Source organism: Haloquadratum walsbyi J07HQW2, assembly GCF_000415985.1.
Taxonomy (GTDB): domain Archaea; phylum Halobacteriota; class Halobacteria; order Halobacteriales; family Haloferacaceae; genus Haloquadratum; species Haloquadratum walsbyi_B.
On sequence record NZ_KE356561.1, the window covers coordinates 2,355,128 to 2,381,511 of the forward strand.

22 protein-coding genes, 1 tRNA gene and 1 pseudogene are annotated in these 26,384 nt (G+C 47.2%); 13 read left to right on the top strand and 11 right to left on the bottom strand.

Annotated features, from left to right (window positions below; genetic code table 11):
- Positions 1-113: 113 nt before the first annotated feature.
- Positions 114-1,151 carry a zinc-dependent alcohol dehydrogenase family protein gene (locus J07HQW2_RS11015; RefSeq protein ID WP_048075255.1) on the bottom strand — a complete coding sequence of 346 codons (1,038 nt, stop codon included), beginning with the start codon at positions 1,149-1,151 and terminating at the stop codon, positions 114-116.
- 211 nt (positions 1,152-1,362) lie between these two features.
- Between J07HQW2_RS11015 and J07HQW2_RS11020 the strand changes: the two genes are divergently transcribed.
- The 3 genes and pseudogenes from J07HQW2_RS11020 to J07HQW2_RS20045 all read left to right on the top strand — a co-directional run.
- Entirely contained in the window at positions 1,363-2,994 is a 1,632-nt protein-coding gene (locus J07HQW2_RS11020; RefSeq protein ID WP_021055594.1) for an APC family permease, read from the top strand.
- A gap of 2 nt (positions 2,995-2,996) precedes the next feature.
- A complete protein-coding gene (locus J07HQW2_RS11025; RefSeq protein WP_021055595.1) occupies positions 2,997-3,650 on the top strand; it encodes a potassium channel family protein in 654 nt (217 codons plus the stop codon).
- A 450-nt stretch (positions 3,651-4,100) separates the two neighbouring features.
- Positions 4,101-5,397 (top strand): annotated as a pseudogene (locus J07HQW2_RS20045) (transposase); the annotation flags it as partial.
- Between the two features lie 431 nt (positions 5,398-5,828).
- Here the strand turns inward: J07HQW2_RS20045 and J07HQW2_RS11035 are convergent.
- Positions 5,829-7,112, bottom strand: a complete 1,284-nt coding sequence (locus J07HQW2_RS11035; RefSeq protein ID WP_021055597.1) for an L-lactate MFS transporter — start codon at positions 7,110-7,112, stop codon at positions 5,829-5,831.
- Positions 7,113-7,284: 172 nt separating this feature from the next.
- On the opposite strand from J07HQW2_RS11035, the gene J07HQW2_RS11040 reads away from it, so the two are divergent.
- From J07HQW2_RS11040 to J07HQW2_RS11060, 5 genes are all read left to right on the top strand, one after another.
- Complete coding sequence (locus tag J07HQW2_RS11040) at positions 7,285-8,793, top strand: NADH-ubiquinone oxidoreductase-F iron-sulfur binding region domain-containing protein (protein WP_021055598.1); 1,509 nt, start codon at positions 7,285-7,287, stop codon at positions 8,791-8,793.
- Complete coding sequence (locus J07HQW2_RS20050) at positions 8,793-9,842, top strand: 2Fe-2S iron-sulfur cluster-binding protein (protein ID WP_021055599.1); 1,050 nt, start codon at positions 8,793-8,795, stop codon at positions 9,840-9,842. The genes J07HQW2_RS11040 and J07HQW2_RS20050 overlap by 1 nt, the downstream gene beginning before the upstream one ends.
- Entirely contained in the window at positions 9,839-12,163 is a 2,325-nt protein-coding gene (gene fdhF / locus J07HQW2_RS11050; protein ID WP_021055600.1) for a formate dehydrogenase subunit alpha, read from the top strand. Before J07HQW2_RS20050 ends, fdhF begins: the two co-directional genes overlap by 4 nt.
- A gap of 2 nt (positions 12,164-12,165) precedes the next feature.
- Positions 12,166-12,954: a helical membrane plugin domain-containing protein gene (locus J07HQW2_RS11055; RefSeq protein ID WP_021055601.1), complete on the top strand. Its 789-nt coding sequence runs from the start codon at positions 12,166-12,168 to the stop codon at positions 12,952-12,954.
- A gap of 186 nt (positions 12,955-13,140) precedes the next feature.
- On the top strand, positions 13,141-15,285 hold the full coding sequence (locus tag J07HQW2_RS11060; RefSeq protein ID WP_048075256.1) for a molybdopterin oxidoreductase family protein: 2,145 nt from the start codon (positions 13,141-13,143) through the stop codon (positions 15,283-15,285).
- A 193-nt stretch (positions 15,286-15,478) separates the two neighbouring features.
- Here the strand turns inward: J07HQW2_RS11060 and J07HQW2_RS11065 are convergent, their stop codons facing one another.
- Positions 15,479-15,754, bottom strand: a complete 276-nt coding sequence (locus tag J07HQW2_RS11065) for a DUF7564 family protein (RefSeq protein ID WP_021055603.1) — start codon at positions 15,752-15,754, stop codon at positions 15,479-15,481.
- Between the two features lie 95 nt (positions 15,755-15,849).
- Between J07HQW2_RS11065 and J07HQW2_RS11070 the strand changes: the two genes are divergently transcribed.
- The gene (locus tag J07HQW2_RS11070) at positions 15,850-16,482 is read left to right on the top strand and encodes a hypothetical protein (protein WP_021055604.1); all 633 of its coding nucleotides are present in this window, start codon (positions 15,850-15,852) and stop codon (positions 16,480-16,482) included.
- Between the two features lie 175 nt (positions 16,483-16,657).
- Here J07HQW2_RS11070 and azf read toward each other — a convergent pair whose 3' ends face one another.
- Positions 16,658-17,449 carry an NAD-dependent glucose-6-phosphate dehydrogenase Azf gene (azf, locus tag J07HQW2_RS11075; RefSeq protein WP_021055605.1) on the bottom strand — a complete coding sequence of 264 codons (792 nt, stop codon included), beginning with the start codon at positions 17,447-17,449 and terminating at the stop codon, positions 16,658-16,660.
- A gap of 121 nt (positions 17,450-17,570) precedes the next feature.
- Between azf and J07HQW2_RS11080 the strand changes: the two genes are divergently transcribed.
- Together J07HQW2_RS11080 and J07HQW2_RS11085 are read left to right on the top strand one after the other, a co-directional pair.
- Entirely contained in the window at positions 17,571-17,966 is a 396-nt protein-coding gene (locus J07HQW2_RS11080; protein WP_021055606.1) for a dihydroneopterin aldolase family protein, read from the top strand.
- Positions 17,967-18,050: 84 nt separating this feature from the next.
- Positions 18,051-18,458: a DUF5790 family protein gene (locus tag J07HQW2_RS11085; protein ID WP_021055607.1), complete on the top strand. Its 408-nt coding sequence runs from the start codon at positions 18,051-18,053 to the stop codon at positions 18,456-18,458.
- Positions 18,459-18,665: 207 nt separating this feature from the next.
- On the opposite strand, the gene J07HQW2_RS11090 is transcribed toward J07HQW2_RS11085, so the two are convergent.
- The 3 genes from J07HQW2_RS11090 to J07HQW2_RS11100 all read right to left on the bottom strand — a co-directional run bounded on the left by J07HQW2_RS11090 (position 18,666) and on the right by J07HQW2_RS11100 (position 21,883).
- Positions 18,666-20,618, bottom strand: coding sequence for an ABC transporter ATP-binding protein (locus tag J07HQW2_RS11090; protein ID WP_021055608.1), 1,953 nt, complete (start codon positions 20,616-20,618; stop codon positions 18,666-18,668).
- Between the two features lie 147 nt (positions 20,619-20,765).
- The gene (locus J07HQW2_RS11095; RefSeq protein WP_394324646.1) at positions 20,766-21,101 is read right to left on the bottom strand and encodes a DUF7538 family protein; all 336 of its coding nucleotides are present in this window, start codon (positions 21,099-21,101) and stop codon (positions 20,766-20,768) included.
- A 284-nt stretch (positions 21,102-21,385) separates the two neighbouring features.
- Positions 21,386-21,883 (bottom strand): DUF192 domain-containing protein, encoded by a 498-nt coding sequence (locus tag J07HQW2_RS11100; RefSeq protein WP_021055610.1) that lies wholly within the window; start codon positions 21,881-21,883, stop codon positions 21,386-21,388.
- A 183-nt stretch (positions 21,884-22,066) separates the two neighbouring features.
- Between J07HQW2_RS11100 and J07HQW2_RS11105 the strand changes: the two genes are divergently transcribed.
- Positions 22,067-22,139 (top strand) — tRNA-Val (locus J07HQW2_RS11105).
- Between the two features lie 70 nt (positions 22,140-22,209).
- On the opposite strand, the gene J07HQW2_RS11110 is transcribed toward J07HQW2_RS11105, so the two are convergent.
- Positions 22,210-22,536 (bottom strand): hypothetical protein, encoded by a 327-nt coding sequence (locus tag J07HQW2_RS11110; protein ID WP_021055611.1) that lies wholly within the window; start codon positions 22,534-22,536, stop codon positions 22,210-22,212.
- A 276-nt stretch (positions 22,537-22,812) separates the two neighbouring features.
- On the opposite strand from J07HQW2_RS11110, the gene J07HQW2_RS11115 reads away from it, so the two are divergent.
- Positions 22,813-23,319 (top strand): SHOCT domain-containing protein, encoded by a 507-nt coding sequence (locus J07HQW2_RS11115; RefSeq protein ID WP_021055612.1) that lies wholly within the window; start codon positions 22,813-22,815, stop codon positions 23,317-23,319.
- Positions 23,320-23,581: 262 nt separating this feature from the next.
- Here the strand turns inward: J07HQW2_RS11115 and J07HQW2_RS11120 are convergent, their stop codons facing one another.
- From J07HQW2_RS11120 to J07HQW2_RS11130, 3 genes are read right to left on the bottom strand one after another with little or no spacing between them, the layout of a single operon-like run.
- A complete protein-coding gene (locus J07HQW2_RS11120; protein ID WP_021055613.1) occupies positions 23,582-24,433 on the bottom strand; it encodes an ABC transporter permease subunit in 852 nt (283 codons plus the stop codon).
- The gene (locus J07HQW2_RS11125; protein WP_021055614.1) at positions 24,430-25,245 is read right to left on the bottom strand and encodes an ABC transporter permease subunit; all 816 of its coding nucleotides are present in this window, start codon (positions 25,243-25,245) and stop codon (positions 24,430-24,432) included. The genes J07HQW2_RS11120 and J07HQW2_RS11125 overlap by 4 nt, the downstream gene beginning before the upstream one ends.
- On the bottom strand, positions 25,242-26,321 hold the full coding sequence (locus J07HQW2_RS11130; protein ID WP_021055615.1) for an ABC transporter ATP-binding protein: 1,080 nt from the start codon (positions 26,319-26,321) through the stop codon (positions 25,242-25,244). The genes J07HQW2_RS11125 and J07HQW2_RS11130 overlap by 4 nt, the downstream gene beginning before the upstream one ends.
- Between the last annotated feature and the right edge of the window lie 63 nt (positions 26,322-26,384).

Genomic DNA, 26,384 nt, shown 5'->3' on the forward strand with positions numbered 1-26,384 from the left:
TGCCGTTTCACCTGTCGATCCTGCCCGTGAGACATTATCTCATAAATATCATATAAATATTTTTGATTTTATTCGTGTGTGTAGCCCAACTGAGTGAAAGTTGTTCGTGCTATCTATAGCTCGACAAGAACCTTGATATCATCCCGTTCGTCCATCGCTTGATACCCCTCTGCTATTGAGTCAAGATCAACAGTCTTTGTAAATACTGGCGAAGGATCGAGCGTCCCTTGGAGCACATCGGCTAGTAGTTCATCCGCATACGCACGGACAGGAGCTACGCCACCCTGTAGCGTGATGTTACCTCTGAAGAAAGAAAACAGATCGAGACCATCATCAAGTCCGTGTGGAACACCAACATATCCGACTGTCCCTCCAGGTCGACACACCTCAACAGCAGTCTTCATCGCACTTGTTGCACCGACGCACTCGAGCACATGTTCAGCACCACCATTGGTTCTCTCCCGAACAGTCTCAATGGCTTCCTCGCCACGTGTAGCGACTATATCGGTAGCCCCAAATTCACGAGCGAGTGATAACCGGTCTTCATGATGACCAACAGCGATAATCCGTGAAGCACCCAACCGACGAGCGGCGAGCACGCCACAAAGTCCAACGGCACCATCGCCAACTACGACACACGTCGACCCAGCAGTGACACCTGCGCTCACCGCTGCATGATGACCTGTTCCCATGACATCTGTCAGTGGAAGTATAGATCGAAGCATGCTGTCATCAGTGGCATACGCATCTGGGACACGAACAAGGGTTCCATCCGCGTGACGACATCGAATCACTTCACCCTGTGCACCACCATTGTCACCGCCCCAACTATCGCTGTTCTTACATGATGTGTGCAATCCACGACGACAGAACTCACAAAAACCACAGCTTATTTTAAACGGTGCAAAAACACGGTCACCGATATCAACAGATTGCACGTCATCACCGACTTCTTCGACAATACCCATCGGTTCGTGCCCAACACGAGACGGGACATCACGATCTGTCTTTCCTCGATAAAACCATAAATCAGAGCCACAGACGGCGCTGTGTGTGACACGGACAATTGCATCTTTTGATTTCTCTACTGTCGGTTCAGAAACATCCTCGACACGAATATCACGCGGACCATGATACACAGCAGCACGCATACTCATATTTATAATCTATGCTATGATACCAAAGGTAAAAAATCCCGAGACACATATCTAATTTTCTATCACTCATGTGAGCAGATTTGTCTATAATTTAATTTTGCATTTATCGCCATACTCAGACGCTATTTGAGATGTATGATGAATTAAATAATTCACACTGGTCACCAGTATTTAACAGTCTGGCGACATAGCTTATTATACGTCGATGAGCCAGGGAACTCGCGAGCCAACGGCTGAACTTGGGCTGTTAGATGCCACGATGATCGGGATGGGTGCAATGATCGGTGCTGGAATTTTTGTCCTCACAGGACTTGCCGCAGAAATCTCCGGTCCCGCAGCATTACTGGTGTTTGTTCTCAACGGAGTTGTAACGGCATTTACTGGGTTATCATACGCCGAACTCGCTGCATCAATCCCGAAAAGCGGTGGTGGATATGCCTTTGTACGTGAGATATTCGACGACCGTTCATCATTCATACTGGGGTGGATGCTTTGGTTTGCATATATGATTGCGGGAGCACTCTACGCGCTTGGATTCGCCCCGAATTTCATTGAGTTACTCCATGTATATGGATTCACGCCGAAACCTGGTTCTGTCGGTGCCATCGCCCTTCCACTCAGTAGCATCGACATTCCCGTTCAATTGGGTCTTGCTTTTGCTGCTGTTACACTTCTTGTTGTCGTGAATGCAATCTCAACGGCTGCTAGCGGAAGTGCTGAGACGTTCTTTACAATAACGAAAGTAATCATTCTGCTTATTTTCATTCTCTTTGGATTCCTCTCAGTTGGTGGTGGTGAACCAACGAGTTTTACATTCCAAAATTTCAATCCGTTATTCCCTGATGATTCGTCGGCATTAAGTATTCTTCCAGCGATGGGGTTGACCTTCATTGCGTTTGAAGGATATGACCTCATTACAACTGTCACCGAGGAAGTTGAAAATCCGCGAGAGAATATTCCTAAAGCGATCTTCCTGAGTCTTGCTGCAACTGTTATTATCTATGCACTTGTCGTCACCGTAGCTATTGGAACACTCGGGGCATCTGGACTTGCACAGGCTGGAGAGGCAGGCATCGCAAATGCAGCGACGTCATTCATGCCAACAGGTCTCCCAATCATTCAGAACGGTGGTGCACTCATTGTTTTCGGAGCCGTCTTTTCGACACTGACCGCACTCAATGCAGTTGTTATTGCATCCTCACGCGTCGCCTTTGCAATGGGACGTGAGGGACAGCTAATTGGTTCAATTGGGAATCTTCATCACCGATTTGGAACGCCATTTGTTGCTATTATCGTCAGCGGTGTTGTCATGCTCTTGTCCGTCGTACTTCCAACAGTGAGCGCCGGTTATATGTCGAGTTTATTCTTCTTATTATCATTCGTCATCGTCAATTTCTCAGTGATCAAACTCAGGCGGGAACGTCCCGATATGACTCGTCCCTACAAAATTCCATACTACCCTGCACCTCCAATAATTGGAATTATACTCAATGTGTTGTTAACTGGTGTGTTGGTCTTTTATTTGATCCAAAATGACCAACTCGCCCTGATACTTAGTGCAGGGTGGATTACTCTCGGATTTATTGCATACTATGGACTGAACTGGTTACGTTCGCGATCTAGCGCTACCCCAAGCGGTGGTGACGGTGGTGGCGGCACGTCCGGTGGACCATCTGATCCCACTTCCGGTCCCGGTCCCAGTCCAGATCCGGATTCAGACCCTACTCCGACGTCTGACCCTGTTGACGCAGCCGTTACAGACACAGATTCATCGTTATCCGGAGACACTGACACTCAAGACAGTCCCGCACATACAACGGCTCAGGAGGAAATATAATAATGTCAGCAAAGCAACCACGAACTCTCATCGCCGGTGGCGGTCGTGTTGGTCGGCGGACAGCGAATATACTCAGTGACCGCGGATATGACGTTATTGTCATTGAACCCAATTCAGACCGTGCACAGACAATTGCAGACGACTATGTCGCAACAGTGATTGAAGGTGACGCGACACGACCAACGATTCTCGAGCAAGTTGGTCTTGAGCGTGTAGATGTTATTGCTGCACTCACCGCAGAGACGGGGACAAATCTTGCAATCTGTCTTGCAGCCACCCGGATGGGATCTGATTTGAAAACAATCCTTCGAACCGACGTTGAAACCAAAGGCGAATATGATGATTGGGTTGACGAAGTCGTCTTCCCAGAGAATGCAGCAGCACGCGTTGCTGCTAATACTGTTGAATCAGATGTACGAGCTATCGAAGATACGACTAGTGATTTAGACTTACTTGAAATAACTGTTGCACCCGAGGCTCCAGTTGCGGAGCGAACGCTTGAAGAAGTTGGACTTCCCCGTGGCTGCCTTGTTGTTTCCAGCACCGGTGGAAATCGTATTGCCGGTCCGGAAACAGAGTTGATACCAGATGAAACATATACGCTAGCTGTCGAACCGTCAGTAAGCGATGAAGTGCTTCAACTCTTCCGCGGGTAAGTAACCACCAGCACTGTTGTCGCCGAACCTGTATGTAAGATTGATATCTTATACAGAGCTGTCCGTACGATTCTAAATTTTGAATTTCGAAAATTTAAATTTAAATTCAAATTCTAATTCTAATCTCTGATTTTCCCCCGGACACTTCGTTGGTCTCAGCCGTGCACTGGTGTAACACTCGAAAACATACTCACACCCACACCCATACCGAACAGATCGTGATCACAGAAATTCAAACTGTCTGCTCACGCTGATTTAACAGACAGGTTGATTCGCTTCCCAGGCTGTCCACCCGGTAAGAATCACGGAGAATTAACGAGAAAGCCCACGAGTTTACTCGTGAAATGAATCTGACACTTCAAAACACGAACCACAAGCGATAGCAATACCGAGTCCCCAGCGCTAGTCCATGCCATGACTTCACGAACGAATATTTCCTCCGATATACTCATGAAGCGAGCCAACCAGCTTGATGTTTGCCTCTGCTCTCCAAATCCAAAGGAGCGTAAGCTGCTCAAACAATGGTTGGACGCTTCTGGAAGTCTCTGGAACAAGATAAACTACGCTTGCCGGCAAAACTTCCACGGTAATGAAGGCGTCTGGAACGCCGATACCGGGAGTCTCAAAGGCAAGTATAAAGCCGTCCTCAGCAGTTCCGGTGCCCAACAAATCATCCGCAAAAATACTGAAGCGTGGCAGTCGTTCTTCAGCAGTAATCAAAAGTACCACGCCGGGGAACTCGATGAGAAGCCGTCACCACCCGGCTACTGAGGTAACGAAGACGACGGGCGAGTACACGCTTCGCACTTACGTCTACGTCCGCACAACCACTACACCATTGAGCACGGGAAGCGCTCCCGACTCGAAGTCCCGATTGGCTCCAAACTCACAGACGAGCTCGGACTGAATCGGAACCACCGCCTTCGTGATGAAATAGCGGGTGACCCGAAGTGGAAGTGCCAGTGCCAGGGTGAGCAGAACCGGCTTGAAATTGTGTTCGACGAACTCGAAGATATGTTCAGGGCTTTCCGATTAGTCACCATACCGATCCCTGATTCTCGACTGGCTTCCCACGAAGCCGCCTTGGACGGTGGTGCGACCAACCTCGTCGCCTGCACCGTCTCAACCGGCACTCAATACCTGTACGAAGGACCCACCCTGTTCGAGAAGTTCCGCGATACCACGGAGCTCATCGCGCACTATCAGCCGCTTCTCGAAAAACCATCGCGAATCCAGTAATCGAGTCGAATCGACTGTCTGTGCTGTACCGAAAGCGCACGAATCGGCGCAACCGCGCCCAAGACAGTCTTGTCCGTGATCATGTAGACCGCTTGTCCGACGAGGGTGTCTCCACGCTGTGCGTGGGAGGCATCAAGGGCGTTCTCTCGACACACTAACCGGCTCGTGTGAATTTGAAGACGCACAACTTCTGGGCATACCGCTGGTTCATCGACCGTCTCGAGGACGTGTGTGAAGAGTGCGATATCACCTCACGGTCGAATCAGAGTCCGAGGCGTGGACAAGTCAAACGTGTCCTGAGTGTAGCGAGAGGAGACAATTCGATTCGTCACGAGGACTCGGTACCGTGTCTCTGCGGGTTTGAGGTGGGGGACACGCTGATTTGGTGGAGTGGCATCTGAATCGTATCGTTCCTGACCTGAGACAACAGACCACCGCAGTAGGGGCGATGACACGCGCTGTGTCCCTCAAGTGGACCAATCACAGTTGTCTGGAACATCAGAGCCCGCTGTCGCTTATAGAGACAACGGTCAACGAGGAGTACACAAACCAGAGTAGAGTACCGCATCAAGCGGGAATATTACTCTCGGAGTGTCTCAGAGCGATTGAGACTCTCATAAGAGGAATCCCACGAGTTCAGTCGTGGGTGGATGCCAAACTCTGCTATAGCAGACACCACTAGAATAATAATAACAGTGAGCAACGTGATTCACTGACATCCTCACCTGCACGCACTAGACCAGTATATCTCAATATATTCTATGCTTAATGTAGATTGAGTTAATATAAACAGTCGGTTCGAAAATCAATAACTAAATTGTTTCATACCGTTCGGATGGCTCGATACGTCAGCTACCTCAATTTTTATATTAGTCTCTGTTGATCAAAGAGCATGATTTCGAGAGCGTCGTATGAACGACACCTGGCTCTCGCCTTCGCTCAGTCACCTGCCGCAGCCGGTGGTGCTGCTTGGGCATCCTGAATCGTATTAATTCGTCGTCGAAGCACTCCAACAGTCAGGAGTCCACCGATTAAGACGACATTGATGATATATAGTGCAGTTGTGTAATCACCCGTCGATTCAAGAATGACCGATGCAAGCGTTGGTCCGGCGACACCTGCGAGTCCCCATGCTGTAAGACTGTATCCATGGATTGCTCCGACTTCAGTTGTTCCAAAGAGGTCGCTCAGATACGCTGGTAAGCAAGCAAATCCGCCACCATAGCAGGTAATGATGAGGAACAGCAACGCGGCGAGAATCCAGACACCACTGACCTGTGGCATTAAAAAGAAAGCAACAATCTGAATCCCAAAGAACGCCCCATATACTGTTGTTCGACCAACATAATCTGATAGACTTGACCATGCGATCCGTCCAGCACCATTGAATATCCCAATATATCCAACAATAAAAGCGGCTGTCGTTGCACTTGCTCCACCGATTGATTGCAGCATTGGAGAGGCAAATGCTAGGAGCATAATTCCGGCAGACACATTAATAAATATAATTAGCCAAACCATCCAGAATCGAGGCGTCTTTCGAGCCTCCCGCGCGGTGAGTTCTTCAAGATCGCCCCAGATACCCCCCTCATCATCTTCGGCTGCGAGATCATTTTCACTCATACCTGATGGTAGCCATCCATCTGGTGGTTTCTTGAGATAACTTGCTCCAAGCGTCATTAATACAAAGTATGTCGCTCCAAGCCCATAGAACGCAGCAGATATACTATACTGCTGGATGAGAAAATTCCCTACAGGACCAGTCAGCAATGCTCCGGCACCGAATCCCATCACTGCCATCCCGGTTGCCATACCTCGCCTGTCAGGAAACCAAGCAACGAGCGTTGAAATCGGTGAGATATATCCAATTCCAAGCCCCATTCCTCCAATCACACCAAACGTTGCGAAGAATAATGGAAGACTCTCGAGCTGTATACTTACCCCTGCTCCGATTGTTCCAATGCCGTAAAGAGCGGCAGCGGTAAGACCAGCTATCCGCGGTCCATACCGCTCAACAAAGATTCCAAGGAATGCGGCTGTAAGCCCAAGCACAAATATCGCAATCGTGAATGCTAATGTTACGTCTGATATCGCCCATCCGAGTGTCTCATTCAATGGGTTCTGATAAATACTATACGCATAAATGCCACCAATCGAGACGTGGATCAAGATTGCTGACACTGCAATAAGCCACCTATTTTTGTCTGTGGTAGTGGTAGACACATTAATCGATTAGATAATAATGATATAATTCATTGGATATGTCTAGCAAATTTCCGCAACAGAAACTTTAATAATTATTTATATCATTCCTAGGCTAAGTTACATTATCACTTAAAAATTGTACCCAATCATTTATGCTATTCAAATACTTCTAGCTATTAGACAATAATTAATGACAATACTTACTCCGACCGACGGTCTCCAGCTTCGAGTGGCTGGCATTGATGATTTGTATAATCCAGGTCTAGATCTTGATGCCACAGTCGAGTCCCCTGTTGCTACGGTCGGTTCAACGGGCATTACAGCAGCTGAACCATTATTAATGGCAACCGTTGATGGAACAACAGCATTTTACCTTGCATGTTCATCCGATCGACTTGAAACTGCCGTACATCGTATCGATGAGACTGGAGATGTTACTGCTGCAGACCCAGCAACAGTCGTAGATCATGATCCTGAATTACCCGAGATGCCCGTCGTTGATCTCGACGCACTCGATAACGGAATCCGTCGTGTGCTTGCCGGATGCGGATGGCGACGTCCAGCTAATGTGGACGATTATGATGCCGCTGGTGGATTCTTGAATGATGTTGACCCTGATGTTGTCTTTGATGCTGGTGAAAGCATACATGGGCGTGGATGGGGAGACGCATGTCATGATAGCGCACTTACAGAGACGTGGGTGGATGCGCACGATGCTGAAGGAGATGCTGCAGTCGTCATCAATGCACACAGCAATCCGGGAGATTCACTTTTGCTCTCAAGTGCGCCATTCAATGTTCTTGATGGCGCAGTTTCGCTAGCACAGACTGTCGACGCAACCGAGATTGTCATATTCGCGTCTATGGCAGACGAGTCTGCTGTCGAGACCGCTCACACCGCTGTCGAACGGTATCCCAATGACCCCTCAATCGCAATCGATGTCGTCACTGGTCCAGCCGAGTATCGTGCGGCTGAGCCAACGATGGCACTTGAAGCGATTGAAGGAAATCACCGACTTGAAGCTCGGCTTCGACCACCAGGTCCTGAGTCAGTCGGTCTGTACGGTCGTCCAACTCTTATCCACACGGCGCGAACGCTTTCACATCTTGCTGTTTCACTTCGGGAGGGTGATGATGATTCTCACCCATCGACTCGTGTGATGACTATCCAAGGCGATGTGACTGATCAAACAGTTACCGAGATCCCAGAAACAGCTACAATCGAACAAGCATGTGCGGCGGCTGATACTACCGGTGAGATAAAAGCTGCTTGCGTTGGAGGTCGATTCGGTGGTCTTGCAGCTGATCTTGATATTTCGGTTGACCCAGAAACGCTCACTGATGCGGATCTTGGAACCGAAGGTATTGTCAACATACTTTCTGAGGATCGTTGTGTGGTTGAGTTCGTCGGCGAGCGGGCTCAATTCGCCTCAGAAGAAAATTGTGGACGGTGTGTGCCCTGCCGCGAGGGTACAACACAACTCGCTGAGTTACTGCGGTCGCTGTACGATGGAACGTATCGTCCTGAGGCTATCGATGAGTTGATTCGAGTGATGACTACTACGAGCATCTGTGAGTTCGGTGTTAATGCAGGCCGTCCAGCTCGAACTGCACTCGATACATTTGAATCTGAGTTTAAGGCTCACGCAGATGGTCAATGTCCGACTAACAGTTGCCTTGCAGCTATGGAGGTTAAATAATGAGTTCCGAACGCGATAATCAAAATCACGCACATACACATTCTACCCACGGTCACGATCACCCTGATGCACCGCCACTAACAGAAGACATTGCCCCCGGAACGGCTACCGACCCGGATGTCGGCTCAGAAACATCCTCAACGCTGACGGTCGATGGACGAGTTGTTTCCGTTGGCACAGGCGCAACAATACTCGATGCGCTCAATACAATCGACACCGAGGAATATGTCCCGGCACTGTGTAGTTATGAACGTGAGGATCAAATCGGTCCTCGCAGCGAGTGTCGGACCTGCATGGTTGAAACCGAGGCACATGGAATCGTTCCAGCCTGTAGTTTCCCAGCCGAGGATGGACTCACTGTACGGACAGATGCTGAGGCGGCGGCTGAAGCTCGAGATGTCAATCTTGATTTAGTTCTCTCAGATCATAACCTCAGATGTACCGCCTGTGGAAAGAACGGTCGCTGTGAACTCCAAGATGCAGCAATTGAACAGGAGGTTGAAAAGCCTCGATATGGTGTTCTTGAGGATCGTGATGAGTACGAGCCGATTGATGATTCATCACCATTCATACAGATTGACCGAAATAAATGTATTCTCTGTAATCGATGTGTCGAGGCATGTAATGATGTGCAAGTTGCGGGCGTGCTCCAAGTAGAAGGATCTGGACAAGATACGCGGATTGGATTCCAGAATGACTCCCAAACAATGGAAGATTCGACGTGTGTCTCTTGTGGGCACTGTGCAACCGTTTGCCCAACAGGCTCGCTTGTAGAGAAAGGAATTGAGGATGCAACAACGATCCCGCTTCCCGGATTTAATCAAAAAAACAGCGTTGGGAAGACAATCGAGGGAACCGGTGAGGACAAAGAGCCAATGACACAAAAGAAACGACAGGACTCAACGACTACAGACGCAAGTGCTCAAACTGACGGCGGAACAGCATCCACCGAACACAATCATGAACATGAAACTCAAAACACCGAAGAAGAATCCAATCAGATCGATGATACTGCCTGGAAAGACGTTTCAAGTGGTGAGTGGCCATGAGTAGTGATGACGATCTCAGTGGCGTTGCAGGTTACATGGCGAATGCTAAGGAAGAAGCACTCGCCAACGTCGAAAACGTCGCCGAGGATATTGCCGCGGATACATTCCCAGAGGGCAAACTCTTCGAAATCGCACAGGCGATTGGTGATAAACGGCTTGAAGAATTGAACGTTGCCGATACAACCTGTGGATACTGTGCGGTTGGATGTCGGTTCGATCTGTATTCTGATGGTGACGAGATTCTCGCTGCCCGACCAACTGAAGAAGAGGATGCACCGGTTAATGGCATCTCAACATGTGTAAAAGGAAAGTTCGGATATGACTTCATCAACTCCGATGACCGACTTACATCACCGCTTGTCCGTGATGACAACGGAGAATTCCGTGAAGCAACATGGGATGAAGCCCTTTCACACGTTGCTGAGGGACTTGGCGATATTCGTGATACTCACGGCGGTGAGGCGCTATCAGTCATTGCATCCTCAAAAGCAACAAATGAAGAAAACTACTTAATGGGCAAGTTTGCTCGGCAGGTGCTTCAGACTAATAGTATTGATAACTGTAACCGTCTGTGTCATTCCTCGACAGTTGCTGCTCTTGGACAATCATACGGATATGGCGCAGCCTCGATTAGCACTGACGATCTTGAGATTGCTGATTGTGTTCTTCTCACCGGTTCAAATACGACAGAAGCACACCCAGTTCTTGCAACGCAGATAAAACAAAACGTTCGCGATGGAGCTGACCTACTCGTATTCGATCCGCGTGAAATACAAATGTCTGAGTATGCCACACAGTATACACAGGTCAAGCCAGGGTATGACGCTGTGTGGATCAACGGCATAACTCGTTACATCATTGAGCATGATCTCCACGATGAGACGTTCGTTGCCGAGCAGACGACCGGATTTGAAGAGCTTCGTGAGGCTGTAGAGGAGTTCACCCCTGACCGTGTTGAGAAGATCACTGGCGTTTCACCCGATGAGATTGCCTCCGCAGCAGAAACGCTCGGCGATGCCGATGCCTGTGTCTTTGGATGGACACTTGGACTCACAGAACACTCACATGGAACTGAGAACGTCACCGCAATGGCAAATCTCGCGGCGATAACCGGAAATCTCGGTAAGCCTGGTGCCGGTGTCTCTCCGTTCCGCGGACAAAATAATGTGCAAGGCGGTGGTGGCGACATGGGACCATTGCCGGATAATCTCCCTGGATATCAAGATATTGCTGATGATGATGTCCGAAGCAAATTTGAAGAGGCTTGGGACTGCGAGCTTGATTCCGAGTATGGCTACTACACGACTCAGATGTTTCTTGAAGCCGCAGAAGACAATATCCGCGGTATGTACATTATTGGCGAGAACTCAGCGTTGTCAGAGCCCGGCGTGAATCACGCCGAAAATGTGCTTGAGAATCTTGATTTCCTTGTTGTTCAGGATCTCTTCGTCACTGAAACTGCGAAATATGCTGATGTTGTTCTTCCAGCGTCATCGTTTGTTGAGAAGACTGGAACATTCACTAATACTGATCGAACAGTTCAGATGGTGAATGAGGTGATGGAGCCGAAAGGCAATTCGCGACCTGACTGGATTATTCTACAGGAGCTTGCCAATAAAATGGGTCGATCTTGGGACTATGACTCAACGGCTGAGATTATGGATGAAATAAACTCATTAACACCGATATACGGTGGGATCTCTCACGAACGAGTCAGAGAAAATGGTGGTCTTCAATGGCCGTGCTGGGATATGGATCACCCTGGTACTGTCCGGCTCTATGAGGATGGATTCAACACTGATCATGGCAAGGTAAATCTCAAAGGTGTCGGGTACAGCGAACCTGCTGAGAAGCCAACTGAGGAATACCCAGTTACACTGACGACTGGTCGCGTGCTCTATCAGTATCATACCGGAACCATGACCCACCGCGAAGAGGGTATCATGCAGTATAATCCGAGTGACTTTGTTGAAATCAATCCTGCAACAGCAGCAGGAATGGGTATTTCAGGCGGTGACCCCGTTCGAATTGAGTCACGATCTGGCGAAACGGTTGTTCCAGCACAGATCACTGACCGTGTTGGTCCTGAGAACGTCTTTGTCCCGATTCATTTCGCTGAGAGTGCGATCAATAGACTGACCGATGAAGAGCATCTCGACCCCACAGCAGCAACACCGGAATACAAGGTGTCAGCTGTACGTATTGAACCAGCAGACGCAGATGCGCTTGATGTTGATGTTGACGTTGATACTGATCAAGAAGCAATGAGCCGGTCACTCAGCGGCGACGATCAAACGACTATGAGTACAGGAGACGACTGACGATGGCAAAGCCAGCCGACGAATATCCTGATTCGGCAACGAATGGCGCACAAGAAGCCATTACGAATGGTAGCGTCGATATACATACCGACAGTGGTGCAAGCGGTCAAAAGACAGTCGACGCTAGTGATGCAGCAGCACTTACTGCAGCTATCGAAACGCATGGCGAAGACCTCGCAGCCGCGATTGAGCATACTGATCAGATAAGTGATGCACTCACTACAGCAATAATAGTACTTTCAACCGCTGATGAGGAGGAAATCGATTATATCACTGACTCAGCGTCAAACCTTATCCAGGCGGCTGATGGGTTCTCAACGGAAGGGTCTGCAGAACTAGCAACAGAGCTTGGAAAGAATGCAGACGATCTTTCAGAATCACTCGATACTGTTGTTTCACTGCAACGCGATGGACAACTCGATGATCTAGCGATGATTGCGACTGCCTTTGCTGATTCACTATCATCAGAGGAGGTCGAAGAGTTATCGACGATGCTTGAGACAGATGGTGCTGAGATTGTCAATGCGCTTGATCTAGTTCTTGAACTACAGCGAGAAGGTCAATTAAAACAACTCCTTGATCTTGCGCAAACGCTCTCAGTGTTGGAAGTTGATGAGGATACTGCCCGTGGATTAAATCAGCTTCTACAAGGTGTTAGCGAAGCACAACGAGAGTCGGAACCGGTTGGATTATTCGGCGTTCTTCGGCAACTCTTGGGGGCTGACGCACGAGCTGGCATTGGATACTTCATTAGCATCCTCAAATCACAGGGACGACGACTTCGAGAGTAAACATGAAAGAGAAAACGAGAGCGAGAACGGGCACAAACACAAACGCAAATACAAGTTGAAATTGGTTATTTTGATCCCACGTGCAGGTTCAATACGATATCTTCGAATAAGAGATATGTTTATTTCTTGATCACTATCGACATACAACACTCAAACCCAATTATGTATGGTTAGACACACCAAACCGTGAGCAATAATACATCAGATGACTCAGTGACTATTTGTCCACGCTGCGGCGTTGGTTGTCGACTCCGCCGCCGAACAGACACATCGATGACACAGTCTGGGAACAATCGTGCAAAAGGAATCACTGGTCCAGCGAATCCGAATGGTCGACTTTGTCGCAGAGGGATTAATGCATTTGAGTTCAGTCTTGATGACCCAGAAGCAGCCGCGGAAACAGGCGTTGAGAATCCTGAAACTGGTCGCTTGACCTCTCCCCATGTTGCAATTCGAAAACAGACAACAGAGAGTGATGACACAGACTCAGGTGATATGCGTCGTGTCTCATGGCAAACTGCATATGAAACTATCTGTGATCGATTTCGTACAATTCGTGAAGTGCATGGTCCTGATGCGCTTGCGTTTCTTGGTGCGCCTCACTGCACAAATGAGGAGAACTATCTGCTTCAAAAGCTGGCGCGAACACTTGGAACGAATAATATCGACAATCGCGCACGTCATTGTCATCGAGAGACGACGCGAACACTTGCTGACCGACTCGGATATCCGGCAACGTCGACGAGTCTTAGTGAGATACTCGACACAGATGTTATCATAGCTGCTGGTGCGAACCCAGCGGGTCGACAACCGATTGCATTTAACAGTTTTATTAGACCAGCTGTTTCAGGGGGTGCGACGCTTATCCATATCGATCCTGTCGGAAACGAGACGACTCGACTTGCAAATATCCATCTTTCACCTCGACCAGGCTATGATGCTGCTGTTTTTGACTTACTCAGTGCGATGATAATTGAACGCGGTGGTACTGATGAGGCGTTTCTTTCTGAACGAACTCAAAATGCTGAACGCTTCCGGAAGTCTCTGTTAGCGCTTGATACCGACAATGCACGTGTTGCTGCGGATATTGATTCTGAATCACTCCAACGCGTTGCACAGGCAATTATTGATGCAGACAACGTGATTGCGCTTACCGGCACTGGCGTTGATGAAAGCGGTCATACTAATAGCGACCAGCCAAACCCTAATGCGCCAGCGGCGTTGTTGCATCTTCTTGGACTGACGGGTAATCTTGGCTGTTCTGGTTCTGGTGTGATTGTATTACGTGGACTGATTAATGAGCAAGGAGCGACGGATACCGGTTGTGTGCCAGACCGTCTTCCCGGAAATCAATCAATTCAAAATCCTGAAGCTCGCGCCCGCGTTGGTGATGTCTGGGGCATTGACCCACCATCGACCACAGGAACGCCTGCAACGGCGCTACTTGACGGATTTGGTGGTGATATCCACGCAGCCCTTGTAGTAGGTGAGAACCCAGCAGTTTCAAAACGCGACCCAAGTTGGGTCGAAAATCGACTCAACGCAATTGATACATTAGTTGTTATTGACCCACTATGGAGCACAACTGCTGAACATGCGGATGTGGTTCTACCAGCGGCAACAGGTGTTGAAAAGCGTGGAACAGTCACAAACCTCGAACGTCGTGTCCAGTGCCTTGCACAGACACGAGAACCACCAGGGAACGCTCGCACCGATTTTGAAATCCTCTCCGATCTTGGGTGTCAACTTATTGGCGATACGTTCGATTATCAGAATGTCACAGAGGTATTTACTGAGTTGACACAGGTGAGCCCACCACATGCAGGTATTTCATATGCAGATATCGGTACTGACGGGCATCAGTGGCCATTTCACACAGATGATCATCTGTATGCCGAGCGATTCCTGACCTCGGATGGAAAAATGTCATTTGGCACCGCTCAACCAATTCCTGCAATCACAGACAGCTCTACGCAAACATTCACACTCTTGACGAATGGTCGGGCAAGTGAAGTCTACGGAGAGAAACGAAAGCAAACACCTCAAGTACAGCTTCATCCTGCAGATGCAAAAAAACACAATCTCACAGATGGTATGATCGTTACTATCAAGAATACTGATGCTACAGTGGAGGCTGAAATAACATTTGAGACTAATATTCGCCAAGGAACACTCTCACTTGCAGCCGTTGCTGCTGATCCACTTGTCCGTACTGAAACAGATGACTCGATGGTCACGGTCATACCATCTATAGACTCAGATTCAGATGACGGTGACGTAGATGTAGATTCAGATTCGAGTGATATCGATGATGAACAGCAAATATCATGAGAAGGACCCTGTTTTAGTTAAACTACTGATATTAAGAGTTAATAATGTATCTCAAATAAATATTAGTATCGCCAATCATAGGTTAATTTATTTGATGTCCGTATTAACCGCATATAACACTCTCAGCGACTAACAAATGTATATCAAATCAGAATATCGTATCAGCAGTAGCAGCCCCATTGATCTGCTTATTTCATTCGTTCGCGCTGAAATTTGAGGATGCGCTGTTAGTATCACTGTCACCGTCACTATCCTCACTTTCGTCTTCGGTGCCAGTTGATGATCCTGATTCGACTGATGATGGTGAGCGATGACCGAATGGTCGTGGTCCCTCATCGGAATCAGCTTTAGTATCTGGTTCTTCGCTTAGCCACGCTTCGTGACACTCCGGACAGTAGTTACCGTGGTAGTTTCCTCCACGAACAAACTCTTTCCCGCAGTTCACACAGGCGACGTGCGTCCGAGTCATCGTGTAATATCATGTGGTGAACACTCATACGTTCGTCGCCGGTTTACATTGCACATCGTCGACAGGATATTATCTTTCGATTACGTATTATTAATGTGGATGAGACTCTCCTTGGTGGTGTCGTATTATTTAACGCTGGTGAATACCGTCCTGTGTGGACTGCATGTGATCTCATTCGTCAACAAGAGGATCTTTCGTCAGATGACCAGACTACATGCACAGCACTTGAACAATCCGCAACAGCAATTGAGAGTGCACAAGATCACAGATGGGTCAACACAACAACAGCAGCACATAATGCAACTACAAAACTTGCTAGGATAAGACGATCACACTCATCAATTATCGGTAATCGACTGTATGAGTATCTTTCAGCTCTTAGCGATGACCCTGCAGTTATCGAACGACACCGTGTTCCTCCATGGTACGTTGATAAGGAACGACCAACAGTTGCGACTCTTCGATTTGATGCAATCGGCTATGCAGCCTCTGCAATTGCATCACATACTGATAATATTGATACTGATATTATCGCTGATGCAGTTCAATACGGGCATAAGGAAACTGTACCCGACTCAAAGTCATATAATGAACCACGTGGGTTCATTGGGACACTCTCTGTGTTTGTCCGTGATCCTGATCATCGCGGATTAATCTATCGTCGACTCCGGAGCAACGTTGAACGACGACGACAGCGTGAACAAGACATAAACGGACTATTCAAGTAGTCATTCTTGATTGCTCTGCCTAATTTTGGTTATTATCACTCAAAAACAATTTCCATAGGGTACCCAATTTCGCGTTTATTCCGACTATCGTGAATTCACTGCAGTAACACACAATTCTCATGCCCAGTAAAAATGAGTACCGCAATAAAATAAAGAAGAACGCTGAAGAATATATTTATTCGCCCTTTTTCATTATTCGTTCTTTGCCCTGCCACTCAGCAGAGTTATCTTGTGGATCATATCCAAGTGCTTCTTTCGCACGTGCGATTGAGTAGTATTTTCGGTCATTATCAGAAATTCCATAAATAATCTCGAATTCATACTCTGCGTCAATACAGCGCGAAAATAGATGTGCGCAGTCTCGATATGAAAGCCACATCGCTTGCCCTCGTTCATAATCAATCGGTGGGTGTCCCTCAGTTAGATTTCCGATACGGACATTTGCGACCGTAATCCCATGCGTATCATGATAATACCGCCCAATAACTTCCCCAGTTGCCTTGCTTACACCATAGAGATTACTCGGTCGGGGGAGTTCCGCTCCATCAAGACGATATGAATCATCACTCCGATACATTGCTGGCGTTCGCTCATCTGTTTCATATGATCCAACAGCGTGATTTGATGAAGCGAAGATGAATCGATCAACCTCAGCTTTGACTGCGGCTTCATACACAGCCTGGGTCCCATTGATATTATTTTCTAAAACGCTCTTCCAAGGTGCCTCAGGGCGAGGGTCGCCTGCGAGATGAACAACTGCTTTACATCCCTTCATCGCATCCGCCAGTGCATCTGTGTTTGTCAAATCGGAAATGAACACATCGTCATTAGTAATCCGTGATGGGCGACGATTACGAGGGACGGGCTCACGATCAAACAACCGCCATGCGAAGTCCTCACCAGCGTGACGTAGGATCGCCTCTCCGACCCGCCCGCTAGCCCCCGTCAACAGAACCGATTCGTCCATTCATCAGTTATTGCGATAGGCGTGGCTAAGAAATCCTCGGTTCGAATTAATTGTATTCAATTCTTGCAATAATCGTGACGACAGCGACAAGCATCCTAATAACATACATCGAATTAGATCCATGACTGCGACGGACGAACTCTCAGAGACGACTACAACAACAACTGCTGAAGAAGCATGCTTTGAAGCTGGTATCAAGTTTGGTACATTGTATCATCAGTTCGCTGGAACCCCTGTGAGTCCAGCTAGCGCGTCAACACTCGAGGATGGAATAGAAGATGCGATCGAAAACCAACCACACTGTGAGGCTGTAGAGGTTACTGTTAGGACCGACCGTATTGAAACTGCGCTTGCTGAACAGTCTGCTGAGTATACCGAGTTAACTGGAGAATTTCTTGATGTAACAATGCAGATTGAATATGACGGTTGTCAGGTACAAACACAGATGAGCATGGATGGTGATTACCCGCTTATGGAGATTGTCGCTGTTGAATCACCTACAGACGATTCAATTTGACAACCTGTTTATCGAGCAACTCAATATCGTACCGCTTCCGTTGCTTGACGTGTCTTTATAACGCTTGGCGTCTAACCCTGCGGTATGAGCAGTCAGAGTACGTTTACCGATGATGATTTGTTCGGTGAGGCAGCCGAAGAAATGCGTGAAGAAGTTGAGGCTCATCTTGATGATGCTCGTACAGAGCTCCCGGATGCCGCCTCGGTGTGGCAGACTAACGCTGATAATGTATTGGGAGCGCTCAACGGACTCCGCTCAGCACTTGATGCAGACGATGCCGAGGAGCATCTTCGGCAAGCAAAAAAAACCTTTGTCGTTGGTAACCGCGCAGATGCATTTGAGGAACCTGATGAACTCCGCTCAGAAGTTGAGTCGGTCGAAGAACTAATTACATCGATTAATACAGCAGATGAGCTTGTGAGTGAGCTGACAACAACAGTACCACAGCTACACGACCAACTACCCGAAGCTGATGAGGAAACTGAAGAGTGATTCATTATAATTTCGATAATACCATCAGCGAAACGTGTGATAGTCTTCTACATTTTTGATAACTCAGACGGAATCGGCGCTTAACATTATTGTTGAATAGTGCGTGCTGAAATGCGTATCCAACGAAGGGTGTGTATGACGCTATCTAAATACATTAGTATAATAATGACAACGCGAAAATCAGTGAGTTAGCCATCTGATATTGAATTAGTCATCTGCGGCATCAGTTTCAATCGACGTCTGGGAAACACGTTCCGTTGCTCGCTGAATGAAGGTTTCAGGTAATTCTTCGATTTCGCCTGCTTGGACACCCCATAGATGCGCGTAAAGTCCGTCGGCAGCGAGCAATTCAGTATGCGTTCCACGCTCAACAACTTCTCCATCATCAAGCACAAGAATTCGATCTGCATCCTTGATTGTTGAAAGTCGATGAGCAATGCTAAACGTCGTTCGATTGGCAGTCAGACGGTCGATTGATCGCTTGATTAACATTTCTGTCTCGGTATCGACATCTGATGTCGCCTCATCCAGTATCAGGATATCGGGGTCTCTGAGGACAGCGCGTGCAATTGAGAGCCGCTGTCGTTGCCCACCAGAGAGTTTGACCCCCCGTTCACCAATCTCCGTATCGTATCCATCCGGGAGATTCATGATGAAATCATGCGCTTCTGCTGTTTTCGCAGCGTCAATAATATCCTCACGAGAGGCGTCAAATGTTCCATACCGAATGTTCTCTGCCACCGTTCCATAGAACATGAACGTGTCTTGACTCACATATCCGATTGATTCTCGAAGACTTGGGATCGTTATATCACGCACGTCCGTTCCATCAACTGTAATTTCTCCTTCATCAACGTCATACATCCGAAGCAGGAGTTTCAATACTGTTGATTTTCCGGCTCCAGTTGGACCAACGAGTGCAAGCGTTTCACCGCCTGGAATTTCAAATGAAATATCTTTGATCGTTGGTTCTTCATCGGTCTCATACCCAAACGTCACATCATTATACTGCACCGTGCCTGAATTAACGTCAAGTGCTGGTGCGTCGGGATTGTTGACAATGCGTGCGGGTTCATCCATCAATCCAAATACCCGTGCTGCGGAAGCGTATGCTCGTTGATACATATTGATTATCTGACCGAACTGTGACATTGGCCAAATAAATCGCTGCGTGAACAGAATGAATCCAACAAATTCTCCTGGCGTCAGCGACCCTGAGAAGAAAAGCGGTGCCTGACCGGTTTGTTGATATGTTAATACCCATGCCCCACCAATAAGGAACGTTAAGACGAACCCAACCCCAGAGAGAATACGCAACGCAGGGAAGAACGTAATTCGCGTTCTGATTGCATCCCAGTTCGCATCGAAATACTCCTGTGAGGTGTCGTCAACTCGGTCTGACTCGAAGTTTTCTGTATGTGCAGATTTGATAACCTGAATTCCACCAAGATTATTTTCAAGACGAGAGTTCAACTGCCCAACCGATGAGCGGACATCAGCGTATTTCGGCTGAATTATCTTCACAAACCGATAGGTAAAGAACCCAATGAGTGGAACAACGCTCAGCGTAACAAGTGCGAGTTGCCAATTCCAGTACAGTAAGATCGCGGCGATACCGATAACCATCACTCCAAGCCGAAACGCTGAGTTCATGCCGTCGTTGAGAAACCGCTCCAGTCTATTCACGTCATTTGAGAGAATTGACATCATTTCGCCGGTTTGTTTATCAGCGAAAAATGAGAGACTCAGCCGCTGCATTTCATTATAGGTGTCTGTTCGAACCGCATGTTGGACCCGCTGGGCAAATGCATTCCATCCCCAGTTTCGGGTCCAATGAAACGCAGCACCACCAATGAATGCTCCAGCAATAAGAGCAACGGAAAGATATAATTGCCCAACCTGATCGGCTGGTATCCATGCTGTTGGAATGAACCATAATGAGAATGACCGCTCATCAAGAAAGATTGCATCCACTGCAACCGCGAGTAAGACCGGCGGAAGAAGATCAAGAACACGAGCAGCGATACTTGAGATGATACCAATAGCTACTGCTGGTATATTTTCACGACCGTATGTCGAAAAGAGCCGTCGCATCGGGTTTGACACACGTTCACGTTGTGACTCAAACGGATCATCCTCGTCTGCGGGAACCGCATCCATCAATATAATTTGGGGCTCAGGCGGTATAATGGTTGCTGAGAACGTTGATAACTCTCAATACAGCACTCAGAATGATCGGTTTAACATTCATCTGGTGGGTAAAGACCGTGAGCTAGAGTTTGATAATATATACATCCTCGCGAATGATTACAGCGTTCGATCCTCTACTGAAGGGTCAATCCCTGCGTCTGCGAGGTCAGACCGAATCCGTGTCCGCAGTGGGTCTGGAACGGTCATCCGACCAACTGGGACTGCTGTTTCCCCATCACCTTTGACCTTCCAATACAGCACACACTCTGAGGGTGCATAGAATTCAATACTATATCGATCGTTCTCTCCCTGATAATGTACACGTGCTGCATAGTTATCGACATTCCATCCCTCTAATTCGCCGAGATCACGCAATATCTCTTTTTTATCTATCGTGTCGTCATCTGGTTGTTTCTTTTTATTATCTGATCTGGTTACCGACTGACCCTGCATATTATACATGTCCCTATTTTTGTTTTTTTGCTCACCTGCTTGTTCGTCATCTGAGACATCGCTCATATCTATCAATCTGGACGGAAGCCGTTTAGCCTACTGTATTATTGTTAGGCTCACACAGGCTATCATCGTTAGCGACTGAACCAAGCCTAATCAAGTATTATTCACCGACTAGTAATTTGATGATAACTATAAATGATTGCTAGGGGTCTCTGTATCTGTAATATAAGGATCTCAATACACGCTCGTTCTTTCAGTAACTAATTGTATCTGATATGATCTCACTGAATATTGATCTGCACTCTATCGTCGACTGTGATGTTATGTTCTTGCGTGTAATTATATGATACCTCAAGTACATACTTTCCATGTCCTGGATACCGTTGTAGACTATCATCTGTCGTACTCGTCGGCATTTCTGCGTGATGTATCCGTGTAATCGTTCCTGTCATATCGATAAATATGATATCAATTGGAAATGACATGTTACGCATCACATATACATATCGATCCTCGTTATCATGAATGAATAACATCCCTTCATCTGTGGCGAGTGAGTCTGTATTACTCAATCCTTGATATCGCTTTTGTGGCGTATCAGCGACGCGCACGGAAACACGTTCTAACTGCTCATCTGTCTGGCTATCAATAATCTCAACCGTTTCTCTGTCATACTCACCAGTCGGTCCAATTCCAGGGATTACTGCCACAATTATCACTCCAATGAGGATGACACCAATCGCCACTGCGACGGCTCGCCCGAATAACCGCCTGTTCATATATTCTGATATTGATTCCTGCGCCTAACAGTGTCGACATTTAGATTCTGATGCATAATACACTCACTTCATTGCTCTACCGAAGATTGAAAACGGTTATAACTGCGAGTCAGTTGGCTAGATATGTAGGTTGATTGTATGCGCAAAAATGACGATATGAGTGCATATTGATACGGTTTGAGAGGGCTCGTAGTCTAGTGGTTATGACGCTTCCCTTACAAGGAAGAGACCGGTGGTTCAAATCCGCCCGAGCCCACTATTATCAGATATCACAAGCGCGCAAACGGTGGTATCTGGTCTCGCTGATTGATCACAGACAGTATATATTATTCACGTAATCGTGCGCCAGGCTTCCACGTATTACCATCTAGGTGAACCAACTCATATCGTTCAAGAACTTGCAACAGTGTTACCACCGCATCAGCATCATCTGACAGTGATGACTCATCTGTGAGTTGTTCGGCAACGACGCTCCGAGTACCACCATCAAGTTGTTCTACTGCCTCAAGTACTGCCTCGGAATCTGCAAGTAATGGTTCAAGTATGTCTGCACCTGTCGTATCAATCCGAAGCTTAGACATAACCTCATTATACTCTCCTGAAAGGCTCATCGATACCGACACACCATCGGATGGTTCGGAATCGTTACTCATCACGTGTATATACTATGCCAATAGTATTTAATATTCCGAACTCAAATATATATTTCTGATATCGACGAATCAATCTCAAAAGTGAATACCGATTATCTATATTGGCATGTTAATTGCCAATTAACACCATTGAGCATATATCATATACTTCTATATGGACAGAATACCTGACGAGAAACTAATCAACTACTTGAAAGTATATCATACGTACCATACTGTGAACACCCTAAAATCGAAACAATAATTAATAGATAGTTGAAGCAAATACTAACAGTAATGTCAGAACACAGCGCCAGATTGCTGTGGGTAGCTCTTTTCGGCATAGTGCTTTCTGTCGGACTCTCTGCACTCACGGTTATATATCTGATAATCGCGATCAGTTCAGGCATTCTCGCTGCGACCCCGATTATTGAACTCATTATTGACGTCGCTATTCCGGTTATCACTGCACTTGCGGTCTTTGCAACGCTATGGATTGCCTCGGTAATGAGTCTTCTTTGGGCAGTGTTTCGATGGGTTATGCAAATTGAGAATTATCATCTTGCATCGATATTCGCGCGAGTTGAGCAAATCATTCCTCCAATCAGTGTCTTCCATCTTCCTGCCAGATTCACTCCCATGCCCGCGAGTATTGAACGTAATCTGCCTGTCGAGACAACGCGTGCGCTTGCCTCATTACGTCGGCAATATGTCTCTGGTGACATTTCGGATGTAGCATTCGAACGACGCATGGATCGTCTTTTGATCACCAATACCCGTCGTGATGAGAGATACAACCGCTAATATGAGAAACAAAACACAAGACATTTTATGATAGTGTTGCCAGATACTTTCGTTCCAATGGATGAACGCCCGCCTCTGGCTAGGCGGTATGACGATTAACCAAGCCAAACTATGACACGCTGCGTTTCGCCACGAGCCGCTTTGCTATCGAGCCACTCTCTTCGACAGTAGCGATAACGCAGCACATAGATGTATACGATGCGTCAGTAAGTGAGTTGCGCCGTCTATCCTATTGTGCGATATAGACAATATATTCAACATCTTATAGATCAGCTGCACGAAACCGATAGAATCCAAATATAACTGGAAGTGAAATCCAGATACCTAATACACCAACTGCAGCCCACCATCCGACATATATTGGCGTCGTATCAGCAACATACCGACCGGCGACATCAATACCAGCACTTACTCGCAGCAGAAGATGATAGGCTGATTCAGGGCTAAGCAATCCAAATAGCAACATCCAGTCAGGGGGCGACGCTAATATGTTAAAATTAAATCGATGAAGAATGAGCAATATTGCTGTAGTAAACCCATCCCAGATAATAATTAACAGAAAATAGCTACCAAATGTACTGAGAGTAATCCAGCGCTCACTTGTGGTCGCGGTTGAAATTCCCACGCCGATCCCAACGAATGCAGCACTATACAGCAGAGTCATTACAATGACCCATGGGTATGCGATCATTCCTTCAGTTCCGTATAGCGTAGCAGCAATGCTACCGCTGAGGATCAATCCAGCAACCGTTGTAATTCCAAGAAGGATCCAACGACTGAGTAAGGTTCCAATGACCAATCCCGCCCGCGACTGTGGGAATGATAACGCAAGTAAAACACTCCCCGTATCTCGTGTATGAGCAATCGACTTATATCCCAAAAGTAGCCCGACAACTGGAATAATAAACGAGAGCAGGCTAGTAACTCCATCAAGGAATCCCATGAACGTTGGATCACTGACACCAATGTACGTATATATCACACTGTACCCAATTGAGGTGATCATAATAATGCCAAGAAGAAGTAATATTGTTGGTGTCCGTCGGGCTCGCCGCGCATCGGTTTGAGCAACGCTCCGCCATCCAGTGGTATCGATCCTACCCAATTTACTCATTGTAGATCCCTCCGCTCGAATCGAAGCACGCCAACTGTAAGTGGTCCAACGATCCAGCCAAGCAGCACAATGGCTGCAACCCATTCACTTAGATACCATACGCCTGTGACCGCTTGTGTTGTATCAACAAACCCGATGATGACCGTAGAGAACGCATTTCCTGGTGAAAGCCCAAACACAAACTGAATCAGTCCAGGGAGTTCTCCAGAGATCATATCAGCACTCAATAAGACACCACGAAGTACACTCTCAATAATATCCCACACAATTGCGAATAAGATCACAATCGCAAATCCAAGTCCAAGCGCCCGGCGAGTCGTCGCAACAAGCGTCGAGACTGCAACACCGATACCGACCCAAATGGCACTGAAGCTAGCAGTAGTAATAATAAATATCAACACCCCGAGTGGCTCAAATGATCCACGCGGATATACGACTAGACCCATCCCAACGATGACGGCACAGAGTGTTGCTATGATTAGCAATCCAGCACGTGCTATGAATCGAGCAAGTACAACTGTCCGACGACGCTGCGGTAATGATAACGTGAGTAACAGTGACCCCGATTCAAAATCACCAGCAATAGCGTTGTATCCAAGTAGCGCTCCAACAATCGGTATTACTACGCGCAGTAGCCCTCGAACGAAACTTCCGAACCGTCCAGTCGTAATCTGTGATTGTGCTAATACTGGATAAAGATACGCAGATAACAAAATCACGATAACCGGTAGCGCAAGCAATACTTTCACACTCCGTTGTTCAACCGCCTGTGACCAGTCCTGTCGAGCGACTGGTCGCCACTGTGATGTCATTTTGACGGAACCTCTGATTCTGATTTTGATCCTTGGATTGAGTCCTGCGATTGCTCTTTGGGTTGTGAATAATGATCCTTTTGTTGCTGATTGCTGGAGTCACTGGCAACCTCCTGCTGTGTACCGTTGTAACTACGATTGCTATTGCTATTGTTGTGAAGACGGTCACTCTCGGTGTACTCGATAAACATATCCTCAAGTGATGCTTCCTGCGTCCGGAAATTAACAACATCAACGCCCGCATCTTGAAGCCCAACGAGGATATCCATCTTTGCATCATTCGTGCATGTTGCCTCAATCGTCGAGTTATCTGGTGCTACTGCTGTCTCGACTCCTTCGATTCCCTGTATTGTCTGGACGGTCCCGTTCTGCAATGCATCAACCGTAATCTCAAGTTTTGTTCCGCCACCAAGAGAGCTTCTGAGTCCGTTAATTGTATCTACAGCAATCAATTCACCATTCTGGAGGATTCCAACTCGATCACAGACAGCTTCGACCTGTTCAAGAACATGACTTGAAAAAAACACTGTCGCACCGCGCTTATTCTCGTCACGAATAATCGAACGAAGCTCTGCAACACCTGTTGGATCTAACCCAGCAGTTGGCTCATCAAGTAAGAGAAGGTCTGGTTCGCCAGCCAATGCCATTCCCAAGACAAGCCGCTGTTTCATACCCTTTGAATATTCAGTTGCCATCCGTTCAGCATCCTCGGTAAGCCCAACGCGATCAAGCACACTCAATGGGTCAGCGTCATTACCAACTTGTTTCGCTCTTATTGCATACTCAATATGTTGCCGACCGGTAAGATGATCAATAACATCATACCCCTCAGGTAGAACGCCAATACGATCACGAGCCATAATGCCCTCCTGTTGACAGTCATGATCAAAAACACTAATTGAACCCGTTGAAGGCTGTGTAAATCCGAGCATGAGATTCAAGAATGTTGATTTTCCTGCACCGTTGGGTCCAAGAAATCCAAAAATTTCACCTGGTTCAACATTGAGAGTGACGCGATCGAGTGCTGTTACCGTCCCGTATCGTTTCGAGATATCTCTAGCATCAATTGCTGACATATCATATGCTTTTTTTCAACCTTTCTGAAGCATAACCTTCGACTTCTCATATTGAAAACCTCA